We start from the raw sequence: 24,703 nt of genomic DNA, 5'->3' as shown, positions 1-24,703 counted from the left end.
ACCTCAACCTTCTTGGTGCTTAAGGACCTCGGCGAGGCTCGGCGCCTCCCGGTCCCGCTGGGACATCGATACGACCGGCAGCGGCCAGGGTATGGCGAGCTCGGGGTCGTCGAAGGCGATCGTCACGTCCTCGGCCGGATCGTGCGGGCGGTCGATCCGGTACGAGGTGTCGGCGGTCTCGGTCAGCGCCTGGAAGCCGTGCGCGCACCCCGCCGGGATGTACAAGGTCACCTGCGTCTCGCCGGACAGCTCGAAGAAGGCCCGGTTCCGGTACGTCGGCGAGTCCGGCCGCAGGTCCACGACGACGTCGAAGATCCTCCCGTACGAGCACCTCACCAGCTTGGCCTCGCCTGCGCCGGAGCGCAGGTGCAGGCCGCGCAGCACGCCCCCGGCCGAACGGGACAGGCTGTCCTGGACGAAGGCGTCCGGGTCGAGGCCCACCGAGCGGACCACGTCGGCGTCGAAGGTGCGGCAGAAGAAGCCGCGTTCGTCGGCGTACGGCGTCGGCTCGAAGAGGTACGCGCCGGTGATCTCCGGGACTTCGGTCGCCTTCATGGAGACTCCTGCCGAGCGTGAGCGTGGGTGTGGGCGGTCGCGGGGAACACGGCCGCGGTCAAGGAGGTGAACTGGTCCTCCAGTTGCCGCGCGGCGGCCAGGTTCCGCTCGGTGAGGGTCTGCCGCAGCTCGGCCGAACGCTTCTCCAGCGCCCGGAACTGTTCGAGCAGCCGGTCGGCGTCGACCTCGCGCGCCGGGTGACAGTACGCGCCGAGGCCCATCCGGTCCATGAGCGCGTCGCTCTTCGCCGCATAGCTGAGGGCGAGCACCGGCGTGCCGGTCTTCAGCGCGCAGATGAGGTTGTGGTAGCGGACCGCCACTACGGTGTCGGCGGCCACCATCTCCTTCATCAGGTCGGCCAGGGAGGCCGGCTCGGCCGCGGTGACCAGCGGTGAGTCGACCGCGTCGAGGATCGCGGCGACCACCGAGGCATCGCACTGGTCGCCGGTGAGCAACCGGACCGGCCTGCCCTCCTCGACGAGCGTGCGGACGAACCGGATCGTCCCGTCGAGATAGCGCCGGTATATCTCCTCGGCGCGGGCGCGGTCGTCGTTGCCGCCGTGGAAGTCCATGACGCCGACGCAGACCGGGCCCGGCGGGCCCGAGGGCACACTGGCCGGCGGTGTCGGCAGGGCGAACGCGAGGTCCGGGTAGACCTCGTCGCGCGCGGTGTCCACGCCCATCGCCCGCATCGCGTCCCGGGACTGGGCGTCCCGGTAGGACCGGTAGGCGGCCAGGCGCCCCGACCAGCGGACCAGGGCCCGGGTCGGCCGGTTGCGGATCTCGGCGGCGCCGACGCTGACCAGCGCGACCCGGGTGCCGAGCAGCCGGCCGCTCGCGCAGAGCAGGAACAGCGAGTACGGGAAGCCCCACGGCCGTAGCGGGAGGGTGGCTTCCAGGACGCCCATGCCCGGCACGATCACCACGTCGTGTCGGCGTACCCAGGCGGCGGTGCGGAAGACGTCGACGAGTTTGCCGAGCCCCTTCGCCGCGATCGCGCCCGCGCGTGAGGCGGTCCGGTACTCGGCGCGGTTCCAGTGCATCCGTGTGGCGGGGATCCCGAACCGGGCCGTCACGGCCTCGGGCCCGCCGCACAGCGCGTCCACGACCGCCTCCGGGTGGTCGGCGCGGAGGTAGCCGAGGACGGCTTCGAGCGATCCGTCGTTGCCGAGGTTGCCGGAGCCGAGCAGGCCGAACACCCCGACGCGCACCGGCGTTCCGTCCGCGGACGTCATGCGTGCCTCCCCTCGCGGCCGGCGACGAGGGCGTCGACGGAGACCGTGAGCTGGGCCGGGTCGACCGGGGCGCGGTCCTCGACCCGCTCGCCGGCGCCCGGCCTGACCCGGCTGGTCATCCACGCGGCCAGGTGGCGGTAGCACGCGCGCCGGTCGGCCGGGGACAGGGGCGCCCGCCGGATCGCCGAGGCGAAGCCCCAGACGTACTCGGCGAGCAGCCGGGGCGTCGGGTGCAGCGGGCCTGCCCGGCGCGGGTCCAGGTTGACGCACCGGGCGCGCTTGGAGGGGTTCGCCCGCTCGGCGCGGGTGGGGTGGTCGCGGCGGAAGTACAGCAGTTCCGGCACCTGGTGGAAGCGTCCGTGCAGGGTGATCTCGGCGACGAACGTGCGGTCCGCGTGGTGGTAGCTGTCCATCGGTTTCACCCGGCGCAGCATGTCGGCCCGCATCACCCCGTAGAAGTCGTCGCCGCCCGGCTCGAACAGCAGACTGCGGAAGCGCTCCGGCGCGTGCGGGGAGTCGGTGGCGAGCGTGTACTCGTAGGGCACCGTCACCTGGCCGTCGCCGTCGATGACCGCCTGGTCGGTGTGGGCGAGGATCACGTCCGGCCGCTCGTCCAGCGCTTCGACGCAGCGCCGCAACAGGTCGCGGCCGTAGAGGTCGTCGTGCGAGGCCCACTTGAACAGTTCGCCTCGGGACTCGGCGAAGACATGGTTGTGGTTCGGCGTGGCGCCGATGTTCCGGGGCAGCCGGAGGTACCGGATGCGGGAGTCCTGCGCGGCGTACTTGCGGCAGATGTCCTCGGTCCCGTCGGTCGAGGCGTTGTCGGAGACGACCAGTTCGAAGTCCTCGTAGGTCTGGCCGAGCAGGGCGTCGAACGACTCGGCCAGGTACTCCTCGCCGTTGTACACGGGCAGGCCGATGCTCAGCCTCGGTCGGTCGGTCATGAGGTCCTCACTTCGGGGATGGGATCGCGGTGGCGCTCGCGCAGGGCGGAGCGCAGTTGCAGCCACCACACGGCCGAGCCACTGATGGTCGCGGCGGCGACGCCCCAGGCCGAGCCGGCCGTGCCGCCGAGGGCCGCGCCGCCGAGCCCGCCGCCGACGTAGCAGGCGGAGGCGAACAGTTGGCAGCGCAGGCTGCGCCGGGCGGCGCCGAGCGCGCGCAGCCCGGCCGCGGCGCCGGTGCCGAGGCCCGCTCCCGCGACGCTGAGGGTGATCTGCACGATGAGGTGCGATGAGGAGTGCCAGACGTCGCCGAGCGCCAGCTCGCCGAGCCGCCCGGGCATCAGCAGCAGCGCCGAGCCCCAGAGCAGCGCCCCGGCGGCCTGTCCCCCGCCCAGGAGGAGGCAGAACCTGCCCAGTTGATGCGGGGCCTGCCGCAGCACGCGTGCCGCCTCCGGGACAGTGACCAGCGAAAGCCCCATGAGCACCGCCAGGAACGGGCCGAGCAGGAGCTCGGCGCCCCGCACCGCGCCCACCGCGCTCACTCCGACGATCACGCCGAGCCCGTACGCCCGTAGCTGGCTCGCGCCGCTGAGGCTGACGTTCTCGACCAGATACCGGTAGCCGAGATCACGCTGTTCGCGCAGCCACCCGCGGGCCCGTGCCGTCCGGGGCCGGATGCCGGACTGGACGCAGCCGTATCCCGCCGCCACCGTGGCCGACGCGCCCCAGGCGAGCACGAAGGCGGCCACGCTGCCCACATGGGCCGCCACCACCATGGCCGGGACGAGCGCGACGCCCCACACGACGTCGTTGACGAACGCCTTCCGCCCGTCGCCGGCGGCGAAGAACGAGAACCGCCAGGCGTCCTGGAGCAGCAGCCCCGGCATCATGAGACCGAGGGCGGCGAAGGCCGGCCCGACCCGGCCGCCGAGACCGAGCCCGGCCGCGAGGCACAGCACTCCGAGGGCCGTGCCGACGCCGAGCGCGGTGCCCGTCGAGCGGGCCACCGCCCCGCGCCAGGACGCCTCCGGCACCCCACTGAAGCGCACCACGAGCGGGTCGGTGGCCAGGCCGCGGGAGACGTTGAGCACCACGCCGTAGGTCACCCAGGCGAGGCTGAACACGCCGAACGCGGTGACCCCCAGCGAGCGGGCCACGTAGATGCCCACCGCGAAGTTGCTGATGCTGGAGGCCGCCTGGTCGGCCAGTCCCCAGGACAGTCGGCCGACGAGGGCCCGCTTGGCGGATCGGGCCGGCGCCGTCGCCTTCTCCCCGTCGGTGGTCATCGGCGTCATGTCTTGATCAGCCCGGCCTCGTGCAGAGCGCCGGCCGCGCCCGCGACGGTGTCGAACGGGAGCCCGGACCGCTCGGCGACGTCCAGCAGACTGTGCTCGCCGTCGGAGAGGTTGAGCACCCAGAGCATGGCCATCTGGGCCTGCTTGGTGTCGCTGCGTCCGCCGAGCGCGTCGTACAACCCGCGCCGGCCCAGCTGGGGTTCGCCGTAGGGGCTGAGGTTGAGATACCGCCGGTTGCGGTCCAGGACGGCGAACGCCTCGCGGCAGACCGCGAGGGTGTCCGCCATCGCCTCCGGGGAGACGAAGTCCGGGTTGTCCGCCGAGGTGTGGTACTCGGGGTACCCGGCGTACGGGGTCCGGCTGAGCGATCCCACGCCCAGATTGAACCCGGGCGAGCAGTACTGCCGCTCGTCGTAGCCGTACGGGGTGAACTCGTCGACGCGGTGCGGGCGTTCGGACGCGGCCAGCACGTGCCGCAGCACCCGGTCGATCTCCGCGTCGCCGCGCCTGCTCTGTTTGTACGTCAACTGTCCTGGGTCCCCGGCGCAGGCCAGGACGAGGCCGTGCTTGACCCGTTCCATCCGCTCCGCGTTGCGGGCCAGCCAGGTGATCGCCCCGATGGTGCCGGGCGCGTAGATGAACCGGTAGGTGTAGTACGGCGTCTCCCGCGCCAGCGCGCGGGCCAGGAACGTCGCCACGGCGATGCCGGCCAGGTTGTCGTTGGCCAGCGACGGATGGCAGACGTGGCAGGAGACGATCACCTCGTCGGCCACCTGTCCGGGGACCACGTGCTCGGCGTAGGTGAGGTGGCCGTCGGCGAGCGTGGAGTCGATGCGCACCTCGTACTCGCCCTCGGGCAGCGCGTCCAGGGTCTCCTGCGCAAGGCAGAAACCCCACTCCGGCTTGTAGTAACTCGTGCGGTACGGCACCCAGGACGGGTGGTCCGGCAGCGTGTGCAGGTGTGCCCGCAGCTCGGCGAGCGGCATGCTCGCCGACACCGGCACGCTGTAGCCGAGCACGTGCAGGCTGGACGCGGCGAAGTCGACGATCCGCCGGCCGGTGGTGTCGGCGATGTACGCGTCCCGGATGTTCCACTCCTGCGGAATCGTCCAGTCGAGCACCTGCGTCCCGGTCGGCACCTCGTGCACCTGGAGCGGGACGTACTCGCCGACGATGTCCAGGGTGGCGCGCACACCGTCGCCGGTGATGCTCCGGCAGAGCGGGTACAGCCGCTCCACCAGCGCGTGCATCTCCTCGCCGACTGCGGTCATCGGCGCCACCGCAGGGTGTCGTCGACGGTGCCGGCGTCGGAGGCCGCGCGCAGCACGGCGAGGCGGGTGAAGCGCTGCTCGAAGTCCTCCCGGGTCAGCCCGAACTTCCGGTAGGCGTCGGCGAGTTCGAGTGCGCCCTGCTTCACCGTCCATTCGCAGTCGAAGTCGGGGATCGCGTTGCGGAAGCGGGAGAAGTCCACCCGGTACGACCGCGGGTCGGCACCGTTCTCCCCGGTGATCACCACCTTCGCGCCGGAGACCGCCTCGGCGACCTGCTCGGCGATCTCGGCGACGGTGACGTTGTTGGTCTCGCTGCCGATGTTGAACGCCCGGTCGTGCACCGCCTCGCGCGGCGCGGTCAGCGCGGCCGTGAAGGCGCGCGCGATGTCGGCGGCGTGCACCAGCGGGCGCCAGGGGGTGCCGTCGGAGAGGACCAACACCTCGCCGGAAAGGAGCGCGTGGCCGACAAGATTGTTGAGCACAATGTCGGCACGCAGCCGGGGCGAGTAGCCGAAGGCGGTGGCGTTGCGCATGAACACCGGGGTGAAGTCGCCGTCGGCCAGCGCGTGCAGGTCGTCCTCCACCCGCACCTTCGACTCCGCGTACGGCGTCACCGGGCGCAGCGGGGCGTCCTCGGTCACCAGGTCGTCGCCGCCGGAGGCGCCGTAGACGGAGCAGGTCGACGCGTACAGGAAGCGCCGCACTCCGGCGTCGCGGGCCAGTTGGGCCAGCCGTACGGACGCGTGGTGGTTGATGTCGTAGGTGAGTTCCGGCGCCAGCGAGCCCAGCGGGTCGTTGGACAGGGCGGCCAGGTGGATGACGGCGTCCACTCCGGCCACGTGGTCGGCGGTGATGTCGCGCAGGTCCACCCGCACCCCGGGCGGGTCGGCGGGCGCGGGGCCGAGGACGGAGTCGGCGAACAGGCCGGAGTCGAGGCCGACGACCTCGTGTCCGGCGGCGGTGAGGACGGGTGCCATCACGGTGCCCAGATAGCCCTGGTGTCCGGTCAGTAGTACGCGCAAGGTGTTCAACCCCCCAGGTTGAGCGTGAGTTTGGTGACAGCGAACGCCTCGGCGTAGCGCGCGTGGCATTCGATACCGCGGATCCGGGCGAGGCCGAGGAATGCCTCCCGGTCGTACCAGGGCCGGTGCCGCTGCGAGGGGTAGTGCTCCTGCAGCAGTCGGACCTTCTGTTCGGCGGTCTCCGTCTCCAGCGGCTGGTATGCCGCCGGTCGGCCGAGGTCGCCGTCCCACTTGACGATCTCGTAGCCGAGCACGAGGTGGTCGCGGAACGCGGTGGTCATCAGCTTCGCCAGGCCGCGGTGGTCCTGATGAGCGTCGTCGGTGCGCGGCGCGAGGACCAGTTCCGGCTCGGTCTGCGCGCGCAGTTCCTCGACCGCGGCCTTGGCCTCCTCCCAGTGCGCGGGCAGCCGGCCGTCCGGCAGCTTGTGCACGGTCAGCCGCAGGTCGGCGCCCGGGCAGAAGGCGGCGAGCGCGGCCTGCTCCTCCTGCTCCCGCTCGCTGCCACCGCCGGAGAGCACCAGCGCGTCGACGCGGATACCCGGTCGCGCGAGGCAGAGCGTCAGCAGCGTGCCGCCGGCGCCGATGGCGATGTCGTCGCAGTGCGCGCCCACTGCGACGATCCGGTCCAGGGGCCCCGCCCCGAGCCGGATCACGCTCTGACTCCGGCACTGTCCCGCTCCCACACGGCCCACGGACGGTCGCCCCGGGTGTAGGCGTCGTCGAGCGCGGCCCGCTCCTTCACGGTGTCGGTCGGCTTCCAGAAGCCGCGGTGCTGATGGGCCACCAGCCGCCCGCGCTTGGCCAGTTGGGCGCATCCGTCGGCGACCAGGTCCCCGTTCTCCGGTATGTGGTCGAAGACCTCCTGGCGGAGCACGAAGTAGCCGCCGTTCTCCCACAGCGGCATGTCGCTCACCGCGGTGATGCCGCCCACCAGGCCGTCCTCGCCCAGGTCCACGCAGTGGAACGAGGACTGCGGCGGTACGACCATCATCGAGGCACCGGCGTCGCGCTGGGCGAAGTTCTCGATCATCGCCGGCAGCGGGGCGTCGGTGAGCACGTCGGCGTAGTTGGCGAGGAACATCTCGTCGCCGTCCAGGTGGTGCCGCACCCTGCGCAGCCGCTCCCCGATCGGTGACTCGATGCCGGTCTGCGCGAACGTGATCGTCCAGTCCGCGATGTCGGTGGACAGCAGCTCGGTCCGCCCGCCCCGCAGCACGAAGTCGTTGGACGCCGTCTCCTCGTAGTTGAGGAAGAACTCCTTGATGTGGTGGGCCCCGTAGCCGAGGCACAGGATGAACTCCGTGTGCCCGAAGTGCGCGTAGTAGCGCATGACGTGCCAGATCAGCGGTCGCGGCCCGACCATCGCCATCGGCTTGGGCACGTCGTCGGAGGTTCCGTTGCGCATGCGCATCCCGTAACCGCCGCAGAACAGAACGACCTTCATGACTTGACCTCGACAATGCTCAGTTCCGGGATCGGAAAGACCAGCCGGCCGCCCCAGTCGTGCACGAAGGACAGCTGCTCGACCAGCTCGGCTCGCAGGTTCCACGGGAGGACGAGGACGTAGTCCGGCTTGTCGGCGGCTATCTGCTCGGGCGGCAGGATCGGGATGCGGGTGCCCGGGGTGAACCTGCCGTGCTTGTACGGATTACGGTCGACCGTGTACGCGAGCAGGTCCGGTCGGATGCCGCAGTGGTTGAGGAGGGTGTTGCCCTTGCCCGGGGCGCCGTAACCGACGACCGTCTCGCCGCGCTCGGCCGCCTCGATGAGGAACCGCAGCAGGTCCCGGCGCACCTTGGCCACCCGGGCGGAGAACTCGGTGTATCCGGCCAGCTCCTGCAGTCCGGCGGCCTTCTCGCGGGCCAGTACGTCGGCCACCCGCTGAGTCGGCTCGCCCGCCACCTCGGCCGGCCGGGCCCACAGCCGGATGGAGCCACCGTGCGTGGGCAGCAACTCGACATCCACGAGCGCGAGTCCGCCGCTCGCGAGGGCCCGGATCGCGGACGCGACCGTGTAGTACTGGAAGTGCTCGTGGTAGATCGTGTCGTACTGGTTCTCCTCGATCAGGGTCAGCAGGTGCTGCACCTCGATGGAGACCCAGCCGTCGTCGGCGACCAGGGCGCGCAGCCCCTGGGTGAACCCGACCACGTCGGGGATGTGCGCGTACACGTTGTTGGCCACGACCAGGTCCGCCGGGCCGTGCTCGGCTCGGACGGCCGAGCCGGTGTCGGGGCTCAGGAACTCCGTGAGCGTGGGCACACCCGCCTCCCGCGCCGCGGCACCGACGTTCACCGACGGCTCGATGCCCAGGCAGCGGATCCCCCGGTCCACCACGTGCCTCAGCAGGTACCCGTCGTTGCTCGCGACCTCGACCACGAAGGCGTCGGCGCCGAGATCCAGCCGCTGAACGGCGCCGTCGACGAACGTGCGCGCGTGCTCCACCCAGGAGGTCGAGTAGGACGAGAAGTACGCGTACTCCTTGAACGTCTCCTCCGGCGTGATCAGCGGCGGAATCTGCGCCAGCCAGCAGTCGGTGCAGACCCGCAGGTGCAGCGGGTACGCCGGCTCCGGCCGGTCCAGTTGGTCCGCGGCGAGAAAGCTCTCACACGGCGGCGTCGCCCCAAGATCGACGACGCTCGCCATCGCTTCCGAGCCGCACAGTCGGCATCGTGTCATCTGCTGTCCCCATCCCCCCTGCTCGCGCGGGTGTCCCCACCGCGAGCCAGTGCTGACCGACCCGCGATCGCGGTGCGGTACTCCTCCACCAGGCGCTCAAGGCCGACGGCCGGGCTGAATCCCTGCTCGTAACGGCGCCGGGCCGCCTGGCCCATCTCCTGGTTGCGGGCCGGCTCGGCCGCGATCCCGCGTATGCAGGACGCGAGCGAGGCGGGCTCGCCCGGCTGGTGCAGCAGCCCGGTGACGCCGTCCTCGACGAGTTCGACGAAGGCGCCGTGACCGGCGGCGACGGTCGGGACCCCGGCCGCCATCGCCTCCACGACCACCAGGCCGAACGCCTCCAGCCACGTCGAGGGAGCCACCACGGCGACCGACCGCGCGATGGCCTTCCGGCACTCCGCCGGGTCCAGCAGGCCGACGTAGCGCACGTCGTCCCGGCCCGCCGCCCAGGCGGTGACCTCTCGCTCCAGCGGCCCCGTGCCGGCGATCACGAGCGGCACACCCACACCGCCGCTCGCCGCGACCTCGTCCCACGCGGCCATGAGCAGCCGTACGCCCTTGGCCTCCGCGAGCCGGCCGAGATAGAGCAACTGCTCTCCCCCGCCTTCCCGGCGGATGTCGGGTTCGGGGACGAAGTTGTGCTTCACCGCCAGGCGTTCGGCCGGCATGCCGGAGCGCACCAGGACGTCTCGCTGCGCGGCGGAGATGCAGAGGAAGCGCTCGACGCCGGTCCACCAGCGCCGCCGGTTGACCGACAGGCTGACCGCGAGCGGCACGGTCGCGAGGCGGGAGTTGCGGTAGCAGCCGTGCCGGACTGCGGGCAGCGGCGTCGAGCCGACGCACTCGGTGCACGGTCGGCCGTCCCGCTGGAGTGTGCCGGGCGGGCACACCTGGGTGTAGTTGTGCAGCGTGGCGACGGCGGGCACACCGGCGTCGGCGCAGGCGGCGAGGACCGCGGGCGACAGGAGCGGGAACACGTTGTGGACGTGCACCACGTCCGGCCGCTCGGCGCGCAGCCTGTCGGCGAGTTCCGTGCGGACCGCCGGATTCCACGGCACCAGGAGCGGCACCGCGACCTTGCCGAGGAGGGAGCGGGCGCCGATGTCGTCGCTGCGCCGCTCGAACACCTCGACCCGGTGGCCGGCCGCGCGCAGCAGCTCCACCTCCTGGTCGACGACCTTGTTCTCCCCGCTCGGCTGCGCCGAGGCGTAGCGGTTGTGCACCACGAGAACGTGCATGCTCAGTTCACCTCCGATCTACGGGCCCAGCGCGGGACGTGCCGTCGAGGGGCTTCGGGCAGCGCGAGCGGAGCGGCCTGGGCGGGTGCCGCCAACAGCGAGGCGGCCAGGGCCAGATGGAGCAGATAGGGCGAGGCGTCGCCGAGGCCGGCCTCGGTGTACGACGCGATCGCGCAGTAGCTGATCAGGAAGATCGCGCAGGCCCTCTGCAGCGACGGTGGCCGCAGCAACGCGACGCCGCCCAACACGATGATGATCGCCGCGACGAGGGTGACGCCGATCAGACCCTGCTCGTTGTAGACGGCCAGCCAGCTGTTGTCGATCGGCAGCCCGCCGAACGACTTGTCGCCCAGGCCCACGCCGAACAGCTTCTCCGAGGTCGACCGGGGCGCGCCCAGCAGGGCGTTCCAGACCTTGGCCCGGCCGGTGAGACTCGAGAAGTTCTCCTGGCTCTGTCCGCGCAGGAACCAGGTCTGCAGCGCGGAGGCGAAGCCGACCGCGGCCACCACGGAGCACAGCACCGCCCAGGTGAAGAACCGGCGGGCCGCGGCGCTGGTCAGAACGAGCGAGCCGATCGCCAGCACCAGCCCGAGCAGCAGGCCGAGCGTGGCCGTCCGGGTGTGGGTCAGCGCGAGCAGCACCAGCGACGGCACGATGACCAGCACGGCGCTGGTCCGGTCGGTCCGCCTGCCGATGACGAGCAGCACGGTGAGCCCGATGATGACCGCCGCGTACTGCCCGATCTGCGGCGGGGTGAGCGGCCACAGCGCGCCGACCAGGCGTCCGCCGTAGAGGTCGGGCAGGGCCTTGCCCGGTGAGACGACCAGGCCGACGGCCACCGAGCCGAGGACCGCGAAGTACGCCCGGATGTGGTAGCGGACGAACGTGAGGCTGCCGTCCCACCAGCGGCTGAGCAGCCACAGGGTGCCGACGAAGAGGGTCAGGCGGAAGCAGCGGAACAGCGCGCCCATCCCTGACTCCAGGCTCGCGCTGGAGATCACGCTGGACACCAGCAGCAGGGTGAGCAGCAGCACGTAGGCGCTGGCCCTGATGCGCACCCGCTGGTTGACCACGAGTGCCAGCGCGAACGCGGCGACCAGCGAGCCCATGGTGACCATCTGGATGAGGGAGCGGGGCAGCGGGACGATGGTCTTCGCCCCGGCGGAGCCGAGCGTGTTGAGGACCAGCAGCCCCCAGACGATCCCGACGATCTTCGGTGTGCCGGCCGGGCGCGGCTCGGCGCCGGGCAGCCTCCCCGCCGTGTCCGGTCCGCGCGTCAGGTTCTCACCCATCTCAACCACCGGCCTGTAGGTCGAGGGTGCTGCCCTTGTCCTGCTGGTACGGCGTCGCCTGCCACTGCCCGAAGTCGAGCGCCCGGCTCTGGTCCTCGGCGACGAACTTCCACGGCCCGACGTAGACGTTGTCGTGCCAGCGGTTGTGCTGCTTCTCGGTGATGGCGTCGGCCACCCCTTCGCCGTGGTAGGGCGACCAGTCCGGATAGGTGCCGTAGTTGGACAGCACCGCCATGCGGTCGCACATCTCCGTGCACTTGACGACGGACTCGTCGAGCACGAAGCGGTTGTCGTGGATGTCCACCCACTGGGTCTTCCACCGGCAGTCGGAGTAGAGCGGCGCCTTGGCGATCGCCGGTCTCACACAGCTGCTCGTCTTCTTCACCAGCAGCGTGCAGTCACCTGACGAGGTGTTGGCCGGGCTGTTGCAGAACCGGTCGGCGTTCTCCCACAGGGTGATCCCGGACCAGTTGTTCTCCAGCACGTTCCCGTAGATCTCGATCTTGTGGGTGCGGGCCGGGACCCGCGGTTCGCCGCCGGACTCGGACAGGTAGACCGTCGCGTACGGGAAGTTGTCGCCGCTGTCGGCTGCCTTGCGTCCCTCGACCCAGTTGTTCCGCCGGATCGTGTTGTTCCGGATGACCGCGTTGTAGCTGATCTCGTAGATCAGCGCGGCACCGTCGTTGGCCTCGAGCACGTTGTTCTCGATGCGGAAGTCGTTGTTGTTGGTGTCCGCCCACAACCCGGCTCCACGGTTGTCGTGCACCCAGTTGCCGCTTACGTCGGCGCCGTTGACGGCCCAGAACTTGATGCCTCCGGTGCAGCCGCAGCCCTTCCTCCGCCGCTCCCAGTCACCGGTGTTGTTGCCCACGATCTCGTTGCCCTCGACCACCAGGCCGGTGATACGGCCGTTGCCCTTGTACGCGTTCATGCCGTACTGACCGTTGTCGCGCAGGCAGCTGGCGCGGACCTGCTGGCGGGCACCGGCCATCAGCCCGGCGCCGGAGTTGTCCTGGATCGTCGCGTGTTCGATCACCCATCCGTCGGCCGAGTCATGGTTGACCACGCCCTCGTCCTGCGGCGCGACGAAACCCTGCACGGTCAGGTAGCGGATGGTGACATCACTGGCGGTGCCGGCGAAGGCGTACTGGTTGACCTTCCGGCCGTCGAGCACCGCGCCCGGCGCGCCGAGGTAGCGGTCCCCCTTCTTGGGGATGACCTGGGAGTAGCGGTCCCGCTCCAGCTTGTGCGTGCCCGGCTTGAGCCAGAACGTGGTGTTCGGGGGGCTCTTCTTGGTCTTCGCCGCCAGGTCGCCGACCACAGCGGGGTCCACGGTGACCGCGCCCGTCGGCGCCTTCACCGGTCCGGCGGCGGGGTTGGCGCACACCCGGGCCACGGACCGGGCGGCGGACGTGGCCGTGGACGGCGCGGCGTTCGGCTTCGTCGCGGCCGGGGCGCTCGACGTGCTGTCGCAGCCGGTGACCGTCAGCAGGGCCAGCGCCAGCGGTGCCGCCGCCAGCGCCCAGTGCCGTTTCATGTTCCCCACGCGCCCCCCTGGCCGCGGAACCCGAGCACGGTGGTGAATCCGTCCGTGCCGTCGGCGAAGCCGGTGCCGATCAGCGTGGTGGTGGGTTCCTTGCGCCCGAATCCGGCGGAGTACCAGCCCAGCGGCGGTTCGCTCTCACCGCGGTGCGCCCGCCAGGACAGCTGCCCGGGCAGGTCGAGCACCGCGGAGCGCCCCTCGCCGTCCCGGATCCAGGTGAGCACCACGCGGTGCCCCACCAGGTCCGCGGCGATCGCCGGACCGAGGTGGAACGCCAGTTGGACCTCCCGGCGCGGACCCTGCACCTCGTCGACGATCCTCAGCTCCTGGCTCGCGGCCGTCAGCTCCACCCGGCGGCGGTGCACCGAGCCCTGGTAGCCGTCATGCTCGGCGGACCAACGGGCCACCCCTGCCCCGGAGTTGTCCACGTCCAGCACGCGGGTGCGGGCATGCCGGGTCCACAGGAACGGCCCGCCGGAGACTGACTGGTCACCGCCGTCCAGCTGGAGGGTGTTGTGGCCGAGGGTCGACCGGAAGTACTGCCGCCACTCGGGCTGCCCGTGGTAGCAGTACGTCCCCGGGTCGGCGAGCACGTCGATCCCGTCGTGCCGGACCTCCACGGACAGCGCGTCGGCGTGGGCGTGCGCGGCGATGGACAGGAAGCCGTGCGGACCGCCGTCGCAGCGGCACCAGATCTCTCCCGGACCGCGCAGGACGGTGAGCCCCGCGTCGGCGAAGTGGGCGGGCCTGGTCGCCGGGCGGGCGGTTCCGTCCTTCGCGTACGGCCGGAGGAGCGCGGCCAGCAACGGAGTGCGCACGTCGGTGCCGGTCACCTCCGGCCACCAGCCGAGCCGGCCGAACACGGCATCGCCGGTGGCCAGCAGCGAGCCCCAGCGGTCGGTGCCCTCGCCGTCCAGGATCAGGCCGTGGCCGTCGTCCGCGTCCCCCTGGCGGGGCGGTCGCAGTCGGTTGTCCACGACGGCCGCGAGGGCGTCGGTCATCCGCAGCAGCACCAGCCGGAGCGACTCGGGGACCGGCACGCCGGCGGCGTCGGCCTCGGCCAGCGCGGCCAGGCCGAGTTCCAGTACGAGTCCGTGGTACTCGGTGGCCAGCTCGCGGTTGAGGCCGGAGTCGAAGGTGTTGGCGCGCAGCTGCCGCTCCAGCGACCGCAGTGCGTCGCACCGCCAACGCGCCGACGAGGGGAACCAGTTGAAGGCGCAGGCCGCGGCGAACTGTCCGGCAGTCTCGGCGATGACGTGGTTGTTCGCCGAGGAGCCCCGGCTGGGGAAGGCGGCCAGCCAGCGCTGGTGGTGCCAGATCTGGTTGAGCGCCACCGGGTTGTCCTCGAACAGTTCGGCCGCGCCCGGCCAGCCGTCGAGCAGCCGGCGGATCCACACCCAGGACAGCAGCCGGATGCCCAGCTCGATGCCGCTGATCCAGTGCACACCGCGCAGCGGCGGGTTGGCCGCCCACCAGGACCGCAGGTGCTCGGCGACGCGCTCGGCGTACCGCTCGTCCCCGGTGACCGCGTAGGCGGCGGCGAGCACGGTGAGGTACTGGTGCCGCGAGGGCTCCCAGATCTGCTTGATGTCCCCGGCCACGTTCTCGTCGCGGTACGGCACGTCGAAGGCGTAGCCCGAGGGGGCCCGGCGCCCGGTCTTCGGGTCGTACGACCAGTCCGGGTCGGTGAGGTCGTCGCGGTCCACCCCGAAGAACTCGGCGTGCCCGGCCATCAGCCGGTCCGCCTCGGCGACGAGCCGTTTCGCGGCGTCCGGCGGCACCTCGGCGATCGTCGCCGCGGGCAGTACCGCGGTGAACCGGGCGCCGGTCACGCTCGGGCAGTCCGGCCGCGCCGACCGCCACCGCCGTCTGCGCACGGCGTCGCCCGCCCGGCCCGCGACCTCCCGCGGTCCCATCCGGGACAGCCGCCGCAGGTACCAGCCCACGCTCATGGTCATCGCGTCCTCGCCAACGCCACCGGCACACCGCCGGCCAGGCCGGCCTGCACGGCGAGGGTGGCCGAGGTGGTGGCGACCAGCGACTCCAGCGGCACCGGCATCGGCCCGCCGGTCCGCACGGCCTTGATGAACGCGGCGAGTTCGGCGTTCTGACCCTTGTCCCGGGCCTTGGGCAGCCGCGAGCTGACCCACCGCTTGCTCCCGTAGACCGAGGCGCGGACGAAGTCGTCGAGCCGCAGCACCTTGCCGTCCGCGAGCAGGTCCAGGGTTTCCTTGGGGAAGCCGGGCGCGCCGGTGGTGACGTAGCTGATGGTGGCGGTGGAGCCGTCCGGGTAGCGCAGGACGACCTGGAGGTCCTCGTTGCCGGGCGCGGCTGTCGCGTACACCGATATCGGGTCGGCCTCCAGCAGCCAACTCGCCGTGTCGATGAAGTGTCCGCCCTCGCCGGCGAACCGTGAGCCCTCGGTGCCCTGTTGGAGGTACCAGCTGCCGTGCTGCAGCCGGCCCGCGTTGACCAGGTAGCGCAGGCTCGCCGGGCCGGTCCGGGCGCCGAACCGCTTCCTGGCCTCTTGGAGCAGCGGCGCGAACCGGCGGTTGAAGCCCACCTGGAGCCGGTCGTTGCCGGACTCCTCCACCGCCGCGAGTACGCCGGCCAGCTCGTCCTCGGTGAGGGCCAACGGCTTTTCCACGAACACGGTCTTGCCGGCCAGCAACGCCTTCCGGGTCAGTTCGGCGTGCGAGCTGTGCCGGGTGACCACGAACACCGCGTCGATGGACTTGTCGCCGAGGACGGCGTCGAGATCGGTGGTCGCCTCGGCGAAGCCGAACTTCCGCTGCGCGTTGGCCGCGGACAGCGCCGTCGTGGTGACGACTGTCGACAGCTCGACGCCGTCGCGCTGTGCCAGGTGCGGCAGCAGCATCGACGTCGCGTAGTTTCCCGCGCCGACGAACGCGAGGCGCACCGGCGTCTTGGCGGCCCGGGCCGGGGTGGACGCTCCGCCGGCTGGTCGCTTCACCGCGGGCACGGCCACCGCCGGGGCCGCCGCTTCCTCCGTTTCCCCCGCTTCCGCTTTCTGCTCGGGGTACCGGAACAGCACGGCCACGGCCTTGAGGTCGCCGTCCTTCAGGCGCTGGTACGTCTCGACGGCGTCATCGAAGTCTGCGATGTGGGAGACCAGGGGCTCCACGTCGACGCTGCCGCGGGCGAGGAGATCGAGGAAGCACGCCAGGTTGCGGCGCTCGGTCCAGCGCACGTAGCCGATCGGGTAGTCCCGGCCGTCGAGTTCGTACTCCGGGTCGTAGCGCCCGGGGCCGTACGAGCGCGAGAACCGGACGTCGAGTTCTTTCTCGTAGTACGCGTTCCATGGCAGGTCCAGGCGGCACTTGCCGATGTCGACGACCCGGCCGCGGTCCCGGCAGAGCCGGGCGGCCAGCTCGACGGGTTGGTTGCTGCCGCCGCCGGCGGCCAGGTACACCTGGTCCACGCCGTGACCGCCGGTGAGTTCGGCTACGGCGGCTTCCACGGCCGCGGACGCGGGATCGCCGCAGGCCGCGGCGCCCAGGTGCTCGGCGAGCTCGCAGCGCACCGGGTCGGGGTCGGCTCCGACCACGCGGACTCCCGAGGCGGCGAGCAGCTGCACCACCAGCTGCCCGATCAGCCCGAGGCCGATGACCAGCGCCACCTCGCCGAGCTGCGGCTCGCCTTGGCGCACGCCCTGCATCGCGATCGACCCGACAGTGCCGAAGGCCGCGTGCCGCGGCGCGAGGCCGTCGGGGACCGGGGCGTAGAGGTTCTTCGGCACCCAGTTCAGCTCGGCGTGCAGCGCGTGCTCGTTGCCGGCGCAGGCCACGAGGTCGCCGACCTTCACATCGTCGATCCCGGTGCCGACCTGCTCGACCACCCCGCACAGCGAGTAGCCCAGCGGCGTGTAGGAGTCCAGCTTGCCCATCACCTTGCGGTAGGTGGCGGGCACCCCGTTGGTGGCCACGCTCTGCATGACCTTGGCCACCTGGTCCGGCCGGGAGCGGGCCTTGCCCAGCATCGACATGCCGGCCTCGGAGACCTTCATGAGCTCGGTTCCGGTGGATATCAGCGAGTAGGCGCTGCGGACCAGCACACCGCCCGGCTTGCACCCCGGTACCGGAACGTCGAGCACCGCCAGCTCGCCGCTCTTGTAGTTCTGTACGACCTGCTTCACCCGAACTCCTGATTCCTAAGCCGTCAACCGAGTGCTCTGGCCGGACCCGGAGGTCGCGTCGCGATACCAGTACTCGAGGGTCAGTACGTGCCACAGATGTTTGGAGAAGTCCCGCTGCCCGGCGGCGTCCTCGGCGACCATCCGCGCCAGCGCGTCGCGGCGCAGGAGCCCGGAACGGACGAGCTCGCCGTCGTTGACCACCTCGCGCACCAGCGGTGCCAGATCCCGGCTCATCCAGGCCCGCAGCGGGGCGCTGAACAGGCCCTTGGGCCGGTACACGATCTCCCGGGGCAGGACCGAGGTGGCCGCCTCCTTGAGGACGGCCTTGCCCTGTCGTCCGACGATCTTGCGATCGCCGGGCACGGCGAACGCCGCCCTGACCACCTCGACGTCCACATACGGCACCCGTACCTCGGTGGAGGCGGCCATGCTCGACCGGTCCGTGTACGCGAGGTTCAGGCCCGGCAGGAACATCCGGGCGTCGGTCAGGCACATGCGGTTGACGAAGTCGTCGAGGTCGTTGTCCTGGTAGACGTCCGCATGTTCGGTCAGCACGTCGTCGACCGTCCCGGCCAGGTCCGGATCGAGAAGGGCGAGCAGCTCGTCCTGGTCGTACATGGTGTAGCTGCGCCGGAACGCGGTCTCCTCCGGCAGTTCGGCGAAGGAGAGGAACCGCTTCGCGAAGCGCACCGACCGGTACCCCCGGCGGGACGTGGCGACCGGCAGCCGGTCCACGACCCCGGACACCCCGCGGCGCAGTGGCCGCGGGACGCGCTGGTAGCGCAGCGCGAGCAGGTTGGCCAGGTGCTTGCGGTACCCCGCGAACAGCTCGTCGGCGCCCATCCCCGAGAGCATCACCTTGACCCCGGCCTCCCGGGCGGCCGAGCAGATCAGGTACGTGTTGATCGCGGCTGGGTCGCCGATCGGCTCGTCCAGGCTGTACGTCATCTGCGGCAGCAGGTCGAGCACGTTCGGGGCGATCTCGATCTCGTGCAGGTCCACGCCGAACCGCTCGGCGACCTGCCGGGCGTAGCGCAGGTCGTCCGGCATCGCCTCGAACTTGGCGTCCTCGGCGCGGAAGCCGATCGTGTAGGCGGAGATCCCGGGTTGGTGGCGGGCCGCCAGCGCGGTGAGGTAGCTGGAGTCGAGGCCGCCGGAGAGGAAGGTCGCCACGGGTACGTCGGAGAGCAGGTGGCGCCGGGTCGACTCCTCGACGACGGCGGCGAGGTCCGGCTGCTCGCCCGTCCGGGCCCGCTCCCGGCCCTCGGCGGCGACGTCCTTCAGGTTCCAGAACCGGCCGCGCTCCACCCGGCCGTCGGGCCGGCACCTCAGCCAGCTCCCCGGCGGCAGCTTCTCCGCTTCGCGGAACGCGCAGCGCGAGTCCGGCACCCAGTAGTACAGCAGTGAGGCCACCAGCGCCGCGTGGTCCACCTGCAGCGACCCGCCGGTCGCGGCGGCGAGCGCCTTGAGCTCGGAGGCGAACATCAGGCCCTCGCCGCGCCGGAGCAGGAACAGCGGCTTGATGCCGAGCTGGTCGCGGGCGAGCACCAGGTCACCGGTTCGCTCGTCGAAGATGCCGAACGCGAACATGCCGCGCAGTCGGGGCAGGCAGTCCGTGCCCCAGCGCCGCCAGGCCTCAAGGAGTACCTCGGTGTCGGAGGTACCGCGGAAGCGCACCCCGGTGGCCGCCAACTCGGCACGCAGTTCGGGCGCGTTGTACAGCTCGCCGTTGTACGTCAGGGCGAGGCCGTCCGAGACCATCGGCTGGGCGCCGGTCTCGGACAGGTCGATGATGGCCAGCCGGCGGTGCCCGAGCTGTACTTCGCCGTCACCGACGGGGTGGCCGTAGCGGCCCGCGCCGTCCGGGCCGCGGTGGGCGAGGGTGTCGGTGAGCCGGTCGGTCACGACCTTTCCGTCCGGCCATCGGTAAGTGCCTGCGATACCACACATGTCCTACCGCACCTCCTGGTCGTCGTCCGGGACCCGTGCCGCCCACATCGGCAGCCGCTCAGCCCGCCGCCGGCCCGTCCCGTTCTGTCGGGCCAGCAGCTCGATCTGGCCGCGCAGCGCGGTGTGCAGCCCGTCCCACAGCGTGCCGTCGGTCCGGTCACGCGGATCGGGGTCGATCAGCACCACACCGATCACCGGAATGCGCTGGTCCGCGAGCTGCCGCGCCACTGTGTGCAGCCATGCGGCGCTGCCGTGCCCGGCACGCACGACGAGCACGGTCTGGGTGCCGAGGTACTGGAGGTCGGTCCACGCCGTGCCGGGTGCCACCGAGCCGACACCGATCCGCTGCTCCTGGGGCGACACGGCCGCGGCATGTTCGCCGCCGACCACGGTGGGGTCGCCTGGTTTCGGGCGGCGCCTTGCGAGCTGCGGGCCGGGGAGACCGTCGACGACGATCACCGGCCCGTCCGCCGCCAGTGCCCGGGCGAGGCTCAGGGCGATCACGCTCGTGCTGCGTGCACAGCCCAGTTCCAGCAGCGACAGCGGTTCCGCCGAGCCGCGCACGGTGCGAGCCAGCGTCGTGGTGAGCCGTTCGCGTGCCACCCGGGTCCGTCGGCGCTGCCACAGCCTGCCCGACCGGCGGGGCAGTTCGGCGATGACGGAGGCGCCGAGGTTCGCCGCGATGTCCCGGCGCAGCACGGGGCGGTCCGCGACCACCACGCCGACCGCGGCCAGCGCGAGCCCGAGGAAGAGCCCGAGGACGAGTCCGATCACGGCGTTGGTGACGACGGCCTTGGGCAGGGAGTGCAGCACCGCGCGCGGGGCGTCCACGATCTGCGTGCCGGCGACGAGCTGGGGCGCGCCGACGCGCGCCTCCTCGGCACGTTGGCCGAAGTCGGAGATCTGCGAGGTGAGTTCGGACCGCCGGGCGAAGAGCGACTCGAGGTTCGCCGCGTCCTTCGGGTCGGTGGCGGGCGACCGGCCGCCGATCGCCTTGTTGACGTCGGCAAGCTCCGCCTGCATGCGGTCACGCTGGTCGAGCAGGCCCTGGGCGTTGGCGTTGGCGATGGCCTGGATGCGCTTGGCGTGGTCCGCGACGAACGCCTCGGCCAGTGCCTTGGCCCGGGCCACCGCTTCCGCGTCGGTCTTACCTGTCACATCGATCTGGAGGACGTTGTTGGTCAGTCCGGTGCCCCGGTAGTCCCGCATGAGGTCCTCCGGTTTTTCCGGGGACTTGAGGATCCGCAGGGCCTGGCCGGCGATCCGCGAGGTGCCCAGCAGCTGGGCGTCGGTGCGGATCAGCGTTCCGGTGTCGTTCGGCTGGTCCTCCTGATGCGCGACCAGCACCTTGGTCACGGCGGCCGGTGCCGGCGGCAGCAGGACCGCCACAGCCGCGCCGATCAGCAGTCCGAGCAGCGCCATGGCGCTCCACAGGCGGCGGCGTCTGCGGACCGCGACCACCAGCGCCTGCAGGTCGAGGAGCGGAGTGGCGGCCGACGACTCCGAAGTCGTGCTCGTCGTCACGCTGAATCTCCCGTCGCGTGGCCGTGAACCGCAAAGGCCAAAGTGGCCTCGTCCGAAGGACGGTCGGCGGTCCGCGTCGGGCGTGTGCGGACCGTGCCGGCGACGACGACGCCGACGACCTCGTGCCCGCCGTCCGCACACGCCTCGGCGATGCCGGCGAGCTCGTCAGCGGTCCAGCTGCCCGCGCTGAGGACGACCAGGGCACCGGACTCCGTGTCGCGGTCCGGCACGATCGGCCGGTCCACCGAGACCTCCACCACCCGCAGCAGCGGATCGCTCGTGGCCTCGGCGACGAGCTGCCCGGCGGCCCGGCGGGCGACCTCGTCGCCTTCCGGTACGACGACCAGCAGCCGCCGGGGGGCAGGCAGTTGGTCCCGAAGGCGAGCGCACACCCGCCGGTAGCGGATCCGTCTCTCGGCCTCGTCGCCGGATCTCTGCGGGGCAGGTATGTCCCACCGGGTGTCGATGCCGAGAAGCCGGCGGATCCGGGCCCGTGAGCCATGGCTTTCGGGCCGGTGCCCGCGCGGTTCACCGGGCACGTCGACGGTGCCGAGGAACGCCGAGCCGAGCGCCGCGGCGATCTCCGGTTCGGTGCGCAGCCGACGGCTCACCCGTGCGGCGGCGAGATGGCCGATGACCGCGAGCAGGACGAACAGCAGCGCCCCGGCGACGATGAGCTGCATCCTCGTCGGCGCCGCCGCGCCGGTGGGTCGGAGCGCCGGCCCCATGACGACCATGCTGGCCTTGGTGGTCGCCGGGTTGGCCTCCTCCAGCTTCTTCATGGCGTCCTGCAGCCCGGTGCGCAGACCCTCGAGCTCGGTGCGGGCCTGCACGCCCTCCACGGTCTGCCCCGGATCTGCCGAGTTGGCCAGGTCGGTGATGCGGCGGTTGGTCTCCGCCACCTGCTTCCGCAGCGCCTCTGTCGCCGTATCCGCCGCGGGGTCGGTGCTGCCGCCCGCGATGCGGGTGGCGAAGGTGACGAACTGCTGGGCCAGCTGGTCGGAGAGCCGCTGCGCGCGCTCCGGGGTGTCGGCCGTACCCGAGATCTTGATGATGTTCCCGTCGTCCGCCTTGGCGCTCACTTGATCCCGCAGTTCGGTGCCGTTGACGCCCTTCCAGTTGAGCGTGGCGGCCGCGCGGTCGACCACCGCCGAACTGGTCGCGATGTCCACCTGAGTCAGCAGTTCGCGCTCTTCCCACTGCCCCGGCAGCAGTACCGATGCCTCTGCCGTGTACCGCGGCGGAAGCAGCAGCACCGAGGTGCCGTAGCCGAAGAGCGCGCCCACTACGGCGAGGACGGCGAGAAGCCGCCACCGCCGACGGAGAATCCGTCCGATCGTGACCAGGCGGATCGTGTCGTCATTCAATGGTGCGGCCTCTTCCCCGTACGGACCGGCCCACCCGCCGTCACCGGGGCATGGTCCCGGCAGGCGGCGGCGTAGGCGGCGAGCAGTGACGCTTGCGAGTTCTGCCAGGAGAGCGGCCCGCTGATCCGCTCCTGGCCGATCTCTCCCATCCGGGCCCGCTTCTCGGGATCGTCGAGGAGCAGCGCGATGAGCTTGGCGAACTGGGCCTCGTCGTTGGCGGGCGCGTAGACGGCGGCGTCACCGGCGGAGACGCGCGCCTCCCGGAGGTCGAACGAGACGATCGGCCGCCCCATCGCCATGTACTCCAGGACCTTGTTCATGGTCGACACGTCGTTGAGCGGATTGTGCGGGTCGGGGGAGAGACACACGTCCGCGGTGCACAGGTAGCGCACCAGGTCGGCGTCCGGGATGCGCCCGGTGAACTGCACCTGCTCGGCGAGACCGAGCCGCCCGGACAGCTCCACCATCGCGTCGAAGGCGTCGCCGGCGCCGACGAAGACCGCATGCCAGTCGGTCCGGCCAAGCTCGTCGCGCAGCTTCGCGAGGGCCCGCAGGGCGTAATCGACGCCGTCCTGAGGGCCCATGACGCCGAGGTAGCACAGCAGATGGGGCTTGCCGCGCTTCAACTCCGGCTCCGGCGGCACCGGTTGGAACCGGTCGGTCGCGGGCGCGCTGCGCACCACGAAGACGTCCTCCGGCCGCCGGCCGCCACGGCGCAGCGCGACGTCCCGGTAGCTCTCGTTCGTGGCGAGCACGATGTCCGCGGCCCGGTAGGTCCGTCGTTCCAGCGCGCACACGGCGCGGTAGAGCAGGTCTTCGCCGCGGTCGAACCGGGAGAGGTACAGCTCGGGTACCAGGTCGTGCTGGTCGAAGACGAACCGCGCGCCGCGCCGCTTCATCCACAGGGCGGGCAGGAACAGCAGGTCGGGCGGGTTGCAGGCGTGGACCACGTCGACCGGGCCGACCTTGCGGGCCAGCCGGACCGTGTGCCACAACGCCGATCCGTACTCCCGCAGGTAGCCGGCCGGCCCTCCGGTGGCCGCGCGCAACGGGTAGCGGTGAATCCGCACCCCGTCGATCACCGCCTCCAGCTCCGTGTCCCGCTTCTCCCCCCGGGGACAGATGACGTGCACCTCCCAGCCCGCGTCGCGCAGGGTCGTGCACTCCTGCCACACCCGCCGGTCGAACGGCACCGACAGGTTCTCCACCAGGATCAGCGCGCGACGGTTCGTCCCGTCGCCGCTGGTCGCGTTACCAAGCAAGGCCCATGTACCCCGGTTCGGCCCGACGCGCCTCGGCGTCGGGAAGGCGGATGAGGTCGACGATCACCGGTCCGCCCGCATGGGGCAGCGCCGACAGCACGGCCGGGTCCTTGGTCCCCACCAGGCACACCTCGGCGTGCTCCAGCACTTCGTCGACCGAGTCCGCGAGCAGCTGCGCGAGATGCGGAAGCCTGCTCTCGATGTACTCGCGGTTCGCGCCGAGCAGCCGGGAGAGGCTCACGTTGGCGTCGTAGATCTTGAGGTCGTAGCCCTTGCCAAAGAGCCTCTCCGCCAGCTCGACGAGCGGGCTCTCGCGGAGGTCGTCGGTGCCGGGTTTGAAGGACAGCCCGAACAGGCCCACCCGGCGCTTGCCGGTGCGCTCGACCAGGTCCACCGCGCGCTGCAGATGGTCGGAGTTGGAGGCCAGCACATGGGAGAGGATGGGCACCGAGACGTCGGCCCGCTGCGCCGCGTGGACCAGGCTGCGCAGGTCCTTGGGCAGGCAGGAGCCACCGAAGGCGAAGCCGGGCCGCAGGTAGGCGGGGCTGATGTTCAGCTTGCGGTCGGCCAGGAACACGTCCATCACCTGGTGCGAGTCCACCCCGAGCGCCTGGCACACCGCGCCCAGCTCGTTCGCGAAGCCGATCTTGAGGCCGTGGAACGCGTTGTCCGCGTACTTGATCGCCTCGGCGGTCGGGACCGGCACCCGGAACACCTCGCCGGGCAGGCCGTCGTACAGCGCCGTCACCGCGTCGCCGCTTGCCGGGTCGAGCTCGCCGATGACGGTCTTGGGCGGGTCGAAGAAGTCCCGCACGCTCGTGCCCTCGCGCAGGAACTCCGGGTTGACCGCGACCCCGAAGTCCACCCCGGCCGTGCCGCCGACGCTCTTCTCCAGGATCGGCACCAGCAGGTTCAGGCAGGTGCCCGGGAGCATGGTGCTGCGGAACACGACGGTCTGCCGCCCGCCCCGCTCGGCGAGCGCGGCGCCGATCTCCTCGGTGACCCGCTCCAAGTACGTGGTGCACAGGCTGCCGTTGGGCTCTGACGGCGTGCCCACACAGACCAGCGATATCTCGCTGCCCATGATCGCCTCGTGGACGTCGCCGGTGGCGCGCAGCGCTCCGGTCCGCACGACCTCGGCGATGAGTTCGCCGATACGTTCCTCCACCACCGGGGCCTTGCCGTCGTTGACCAGGTCGACCTTCACCTGGTTCACGTCCACCCCGATGACCTCGTGCCCCATGCTGGCCAGGCACGCGGCCGATACGCAGCCCACGTAGCCGAGCCCGAAAACGCTGACTCTCATGACCCGTTCCTCCCCCCAGGCAGGCCCTTGCGGCCTGCGGTCCACGCGCCGGTCGGACGATCCCCGC

Annotated in this window: 19 protein-coding genes; all 19 read right to left on the bottom strand. The window is 71.5% G+C overall.

Annotated elements, in window-relative coordinates; translation table 11 throughout:
• Nucleotides 1-3: 3 nt before the first annotated feature.
• From KVT44_RS11750 to KVT44_RS11660, 19 genes are read right to left on the bottom strand one after another with little or no spacing between them, the layout of a single operon-like run.
• Nucleotides 4-555 (bottom strand): dTDP-4-dehydrorhamnose 3,5-epimerase family protein, encoded by a 552-nt coding sequence (locus KVT44_RS11750; RefSeq protein WP_099924591.1) that lies wholly within the window; start codon nt 553-555, stop codon nt 4-6.
• On the bottom strand, nt 552-1,790 hold the full coding sequence (locus tag KVT44_RS11745) for a polysaccharide pyruvyl transferase family protein (protein ID WP_217566978.1): 1,239 nt from the start codon (nt 1,788-1,790) through the stop codon (nt 552-554). Before KVT44_RS11745 ends, KVT44_RS11750 begins: the two co-directional genes overlap by 4 nt.
• Nucleotides 1,787-2,734, bottom strand: coding sequence for a glycosyltransferase family 2 protein (locus KVT44_RS11740; protein ID WP_099924589.1), 948 nt, complete (start codon nt 2,732-2,734; stop codon nt 1,787-1,789). The genes KVT44_RS11745 and KVT44_RS11740 overlap by 4 nt, the downstream gene beginning before the upstream one ends.
• Nucleotides 2,731-4,020, bottom strand: coding sequence for a hypothetical protein (locus tag KVT44_RS11735; RefSeq protein WP_217567030.1), 1,290 nt, complete (start codon nt 4,018-4,020; stop codon nt 2,731-2,733). The genes KVT44_RS11740 and KVT44_RS11735 overlap by 4 nt, the downstream gene beginning before the upstream one ends.
• Before the next feature lie 5 nt (nt 4,021-4,025).
• Nucleotides 4,026-5,300: a DUF4910 domain-containing protein gene (locus KVT44_RS11730; RefSeq protein WP_217566977.1), complete on the bottom strand. Its 1,275-nt coding sequence runs from the start codon at nt 5,298-5,300 to the stop codon at nt 4,026-4,028.
• Complete coding sequence (locus tag KVT44_RS11725; RefSeq protein ID WP_217567029.1) at nt 5,297-6,322, bottom strand: NAD(P)-dependent oxidoreductase; 1,026 nt, start codon at nt 6,320-6,322, stop codon at nt 5,297-5,299. Before KVT44_RS11725 ends, KVT44_RS11730 begins: the two co-directional genes overlap by 4 nt.
• Before the next feature lie 5 nt (nt 6,323-6,327).
• A complete protein-coding gene (locus KVT44_RS11720; protein WP_217566976.1) occupies nt 6,328-6,975 on the bottom strand; it encodes a PIG-L deacetylase family protein in 648 nt (215 codons plus the stop codon).
• Nucleotides 6,972-7,766 (bottom strand): glucose-1-phosphate cytidylyltransferase, encoded by a 795-nt coding sequence (locus KVT44_RS11715; RefSeq protein ID WP_217566975.1) that lies wholly within the window; start codon nt 7,764-7,766, stop codon nt 6,972-6,974. Before KVT44_RS11715 ends, KVT44_RS11720 begins: the two co-directional genes overlap by 4 nt.
• Complete coding sequence (locus KVT44_RS11710; protein WP_217566974.1) at nt 7,763-8,998, bottom strand: class I SAM-dependent methyltransferase; 1,236 nt, start codon at nt 8,996-8,998, stop codon at nt 7,763-7,765. The genes KVT44_RS11715 and KVT44_RS11710 overlap by 4 nt, the downstream gene beginning before the upstream one ends.
• On the bottom strand, nt 8,995-10,236 hold the full coding sequence (locus KVT44_RS11705; protein WP_217566973.1) for a glycosyltransferase family 4 protein: 1,242 nt from the start codon (nt 10,234-10,236) through the stop codon (nt 8,995-8,997). Before KVT44_RS11705 ends, KVT44_RS11710 begins: the two co-directional genes overlap by 4 nt.
• A 2-nt stretch (nt 10,237-10,238) precedes the next feature.
• On the bottom strand, nt 10,239-11,528 hold the full coding sequence (locus KVT44_RS11700; RefSeq protein WP_217566972.1) for an O-antigen ligase domain-containing protein: 1,290 nt from the start codon (nt 11,526-11,528) through the stop codon (nt 10,239-10,241).
• A gap of 1 nt (nt 11,529) precedes the next feature.
• Nucleotides 11,530-13,065, bottom strand: coding sequence for a right-handed parallel beta-helix repeat-containing protein (locus KVT44_RS11695; protein WP_217567028.1), 1,536 nt, complete (start codon nt 13,063-13,065; stop codon nt 11,530-11,532).
• Nucleotides 13,062-15,029, bottom strand: a complete 1,968-nt coding sequence (locus KVT44_RS11690) for an alginate lyase family protein (RefSeq protein ID WP_217566971.1) — start codon at nt 15,027-15,029, stop codon at nt 13,062-13,064. The genes KVT44_RS11695 and KVT44_RS11690 overlap by 4 nt, the downstream gene beginning before the upstream one ends.
• Nucleotides 15,026-17,227 (bottom strand): bi-domain-containing oxidoreductase, encoded by a 2,202-nt coding sequence (locus KVT44_RS11685; RefSeq protein WP_217566970.1) that lies wholly within the window; start codon nt 17,225-17,227, stop codon nt 15,026-15,028. The genes KVT44_RS11690 and KVT44_RS11685 overlap by 4 nt, the downstream gene beginning before the upstream one ends.
• Before the next feature lie 15 nt (nt 17,228-17,242).
• Nucleotides 17,243-19,177, bottom strand: a complete 1,935-nt coding sequence (asnB, locus tag KVT44_RS11680) for an asparagine synthase (glutamine-hydrolyzing) (RefSeq protein WP_217566969.1) — start codon at nt 19,175-19,177, stop codon at nt 17,243-17,245.
• Nucleotides 19,178-19,180: 3 nt separating this feature from the next.
• Nucleotides 19,181-20,701: a Wzz/FepE/Etk N-terminal domain-containing protein gene (locus tag KVT44_RS11675; protein WP_217566968.1), complete on the bottom strand. Its 1,521-nt coding sequence runs from the start codon at nt 20,699-20,701 to the stop codon at nt 19,181-19,183.
• Entirely contained in the window at nt 20,698-22,068 is a 1,371-nt protein-coding gene (locus KVT44_RS11670) for a Wzz/FepE/Etk N-terminal domain-containing protein (protein ID WP_217566967.1), read from the bottom strand. Before KVT44_RS11670 ends, KVT44_RS11675 begins: the two co-directional genes overlap by 4 nt.
• Entirely contained in the window at nt 22,065-23,330 is a 1,266-nt protein-coding gene (locus tag KVT44_RS11665) for a glycosyltransferase family 4 protein (RefSeq protein ID WP_217566966.1), read from the bottom strand. The genes KVT44_RS11670 and KVT44_RS11665 overlap by 4 nt, the downstream gene beginning before the upstream one ends.
• Entirely contained in the window at nt 23,320-24,636 is a 1,317-nt protein-coding gene (locus tag KVT44_RS11660) for a nucleotide sugar dehydrogenase (protein ID WP_217566965.1), read from the bottom strand. Before KVT44_RS11660 ends, KVT44_RS11665 begins: the two co-directional genes overlap by 11 nt.
• Nucleotides 24,637-24,703: the final 67 nt, after the last annotated feature.

The organism is Streptomyces sp. GbtcB7 (assembly GCF_019091445.1).
Taxonomy (GTDB): Bacteria; Actinomycetota; Actinomycetes; order Streptomycetales; family Streptomycetaceae; genus Streptomyces; species Streptomyces mirabilis.
This window is presented reverse-complemented; position numbering and strand designations above follow the sequence as displayed.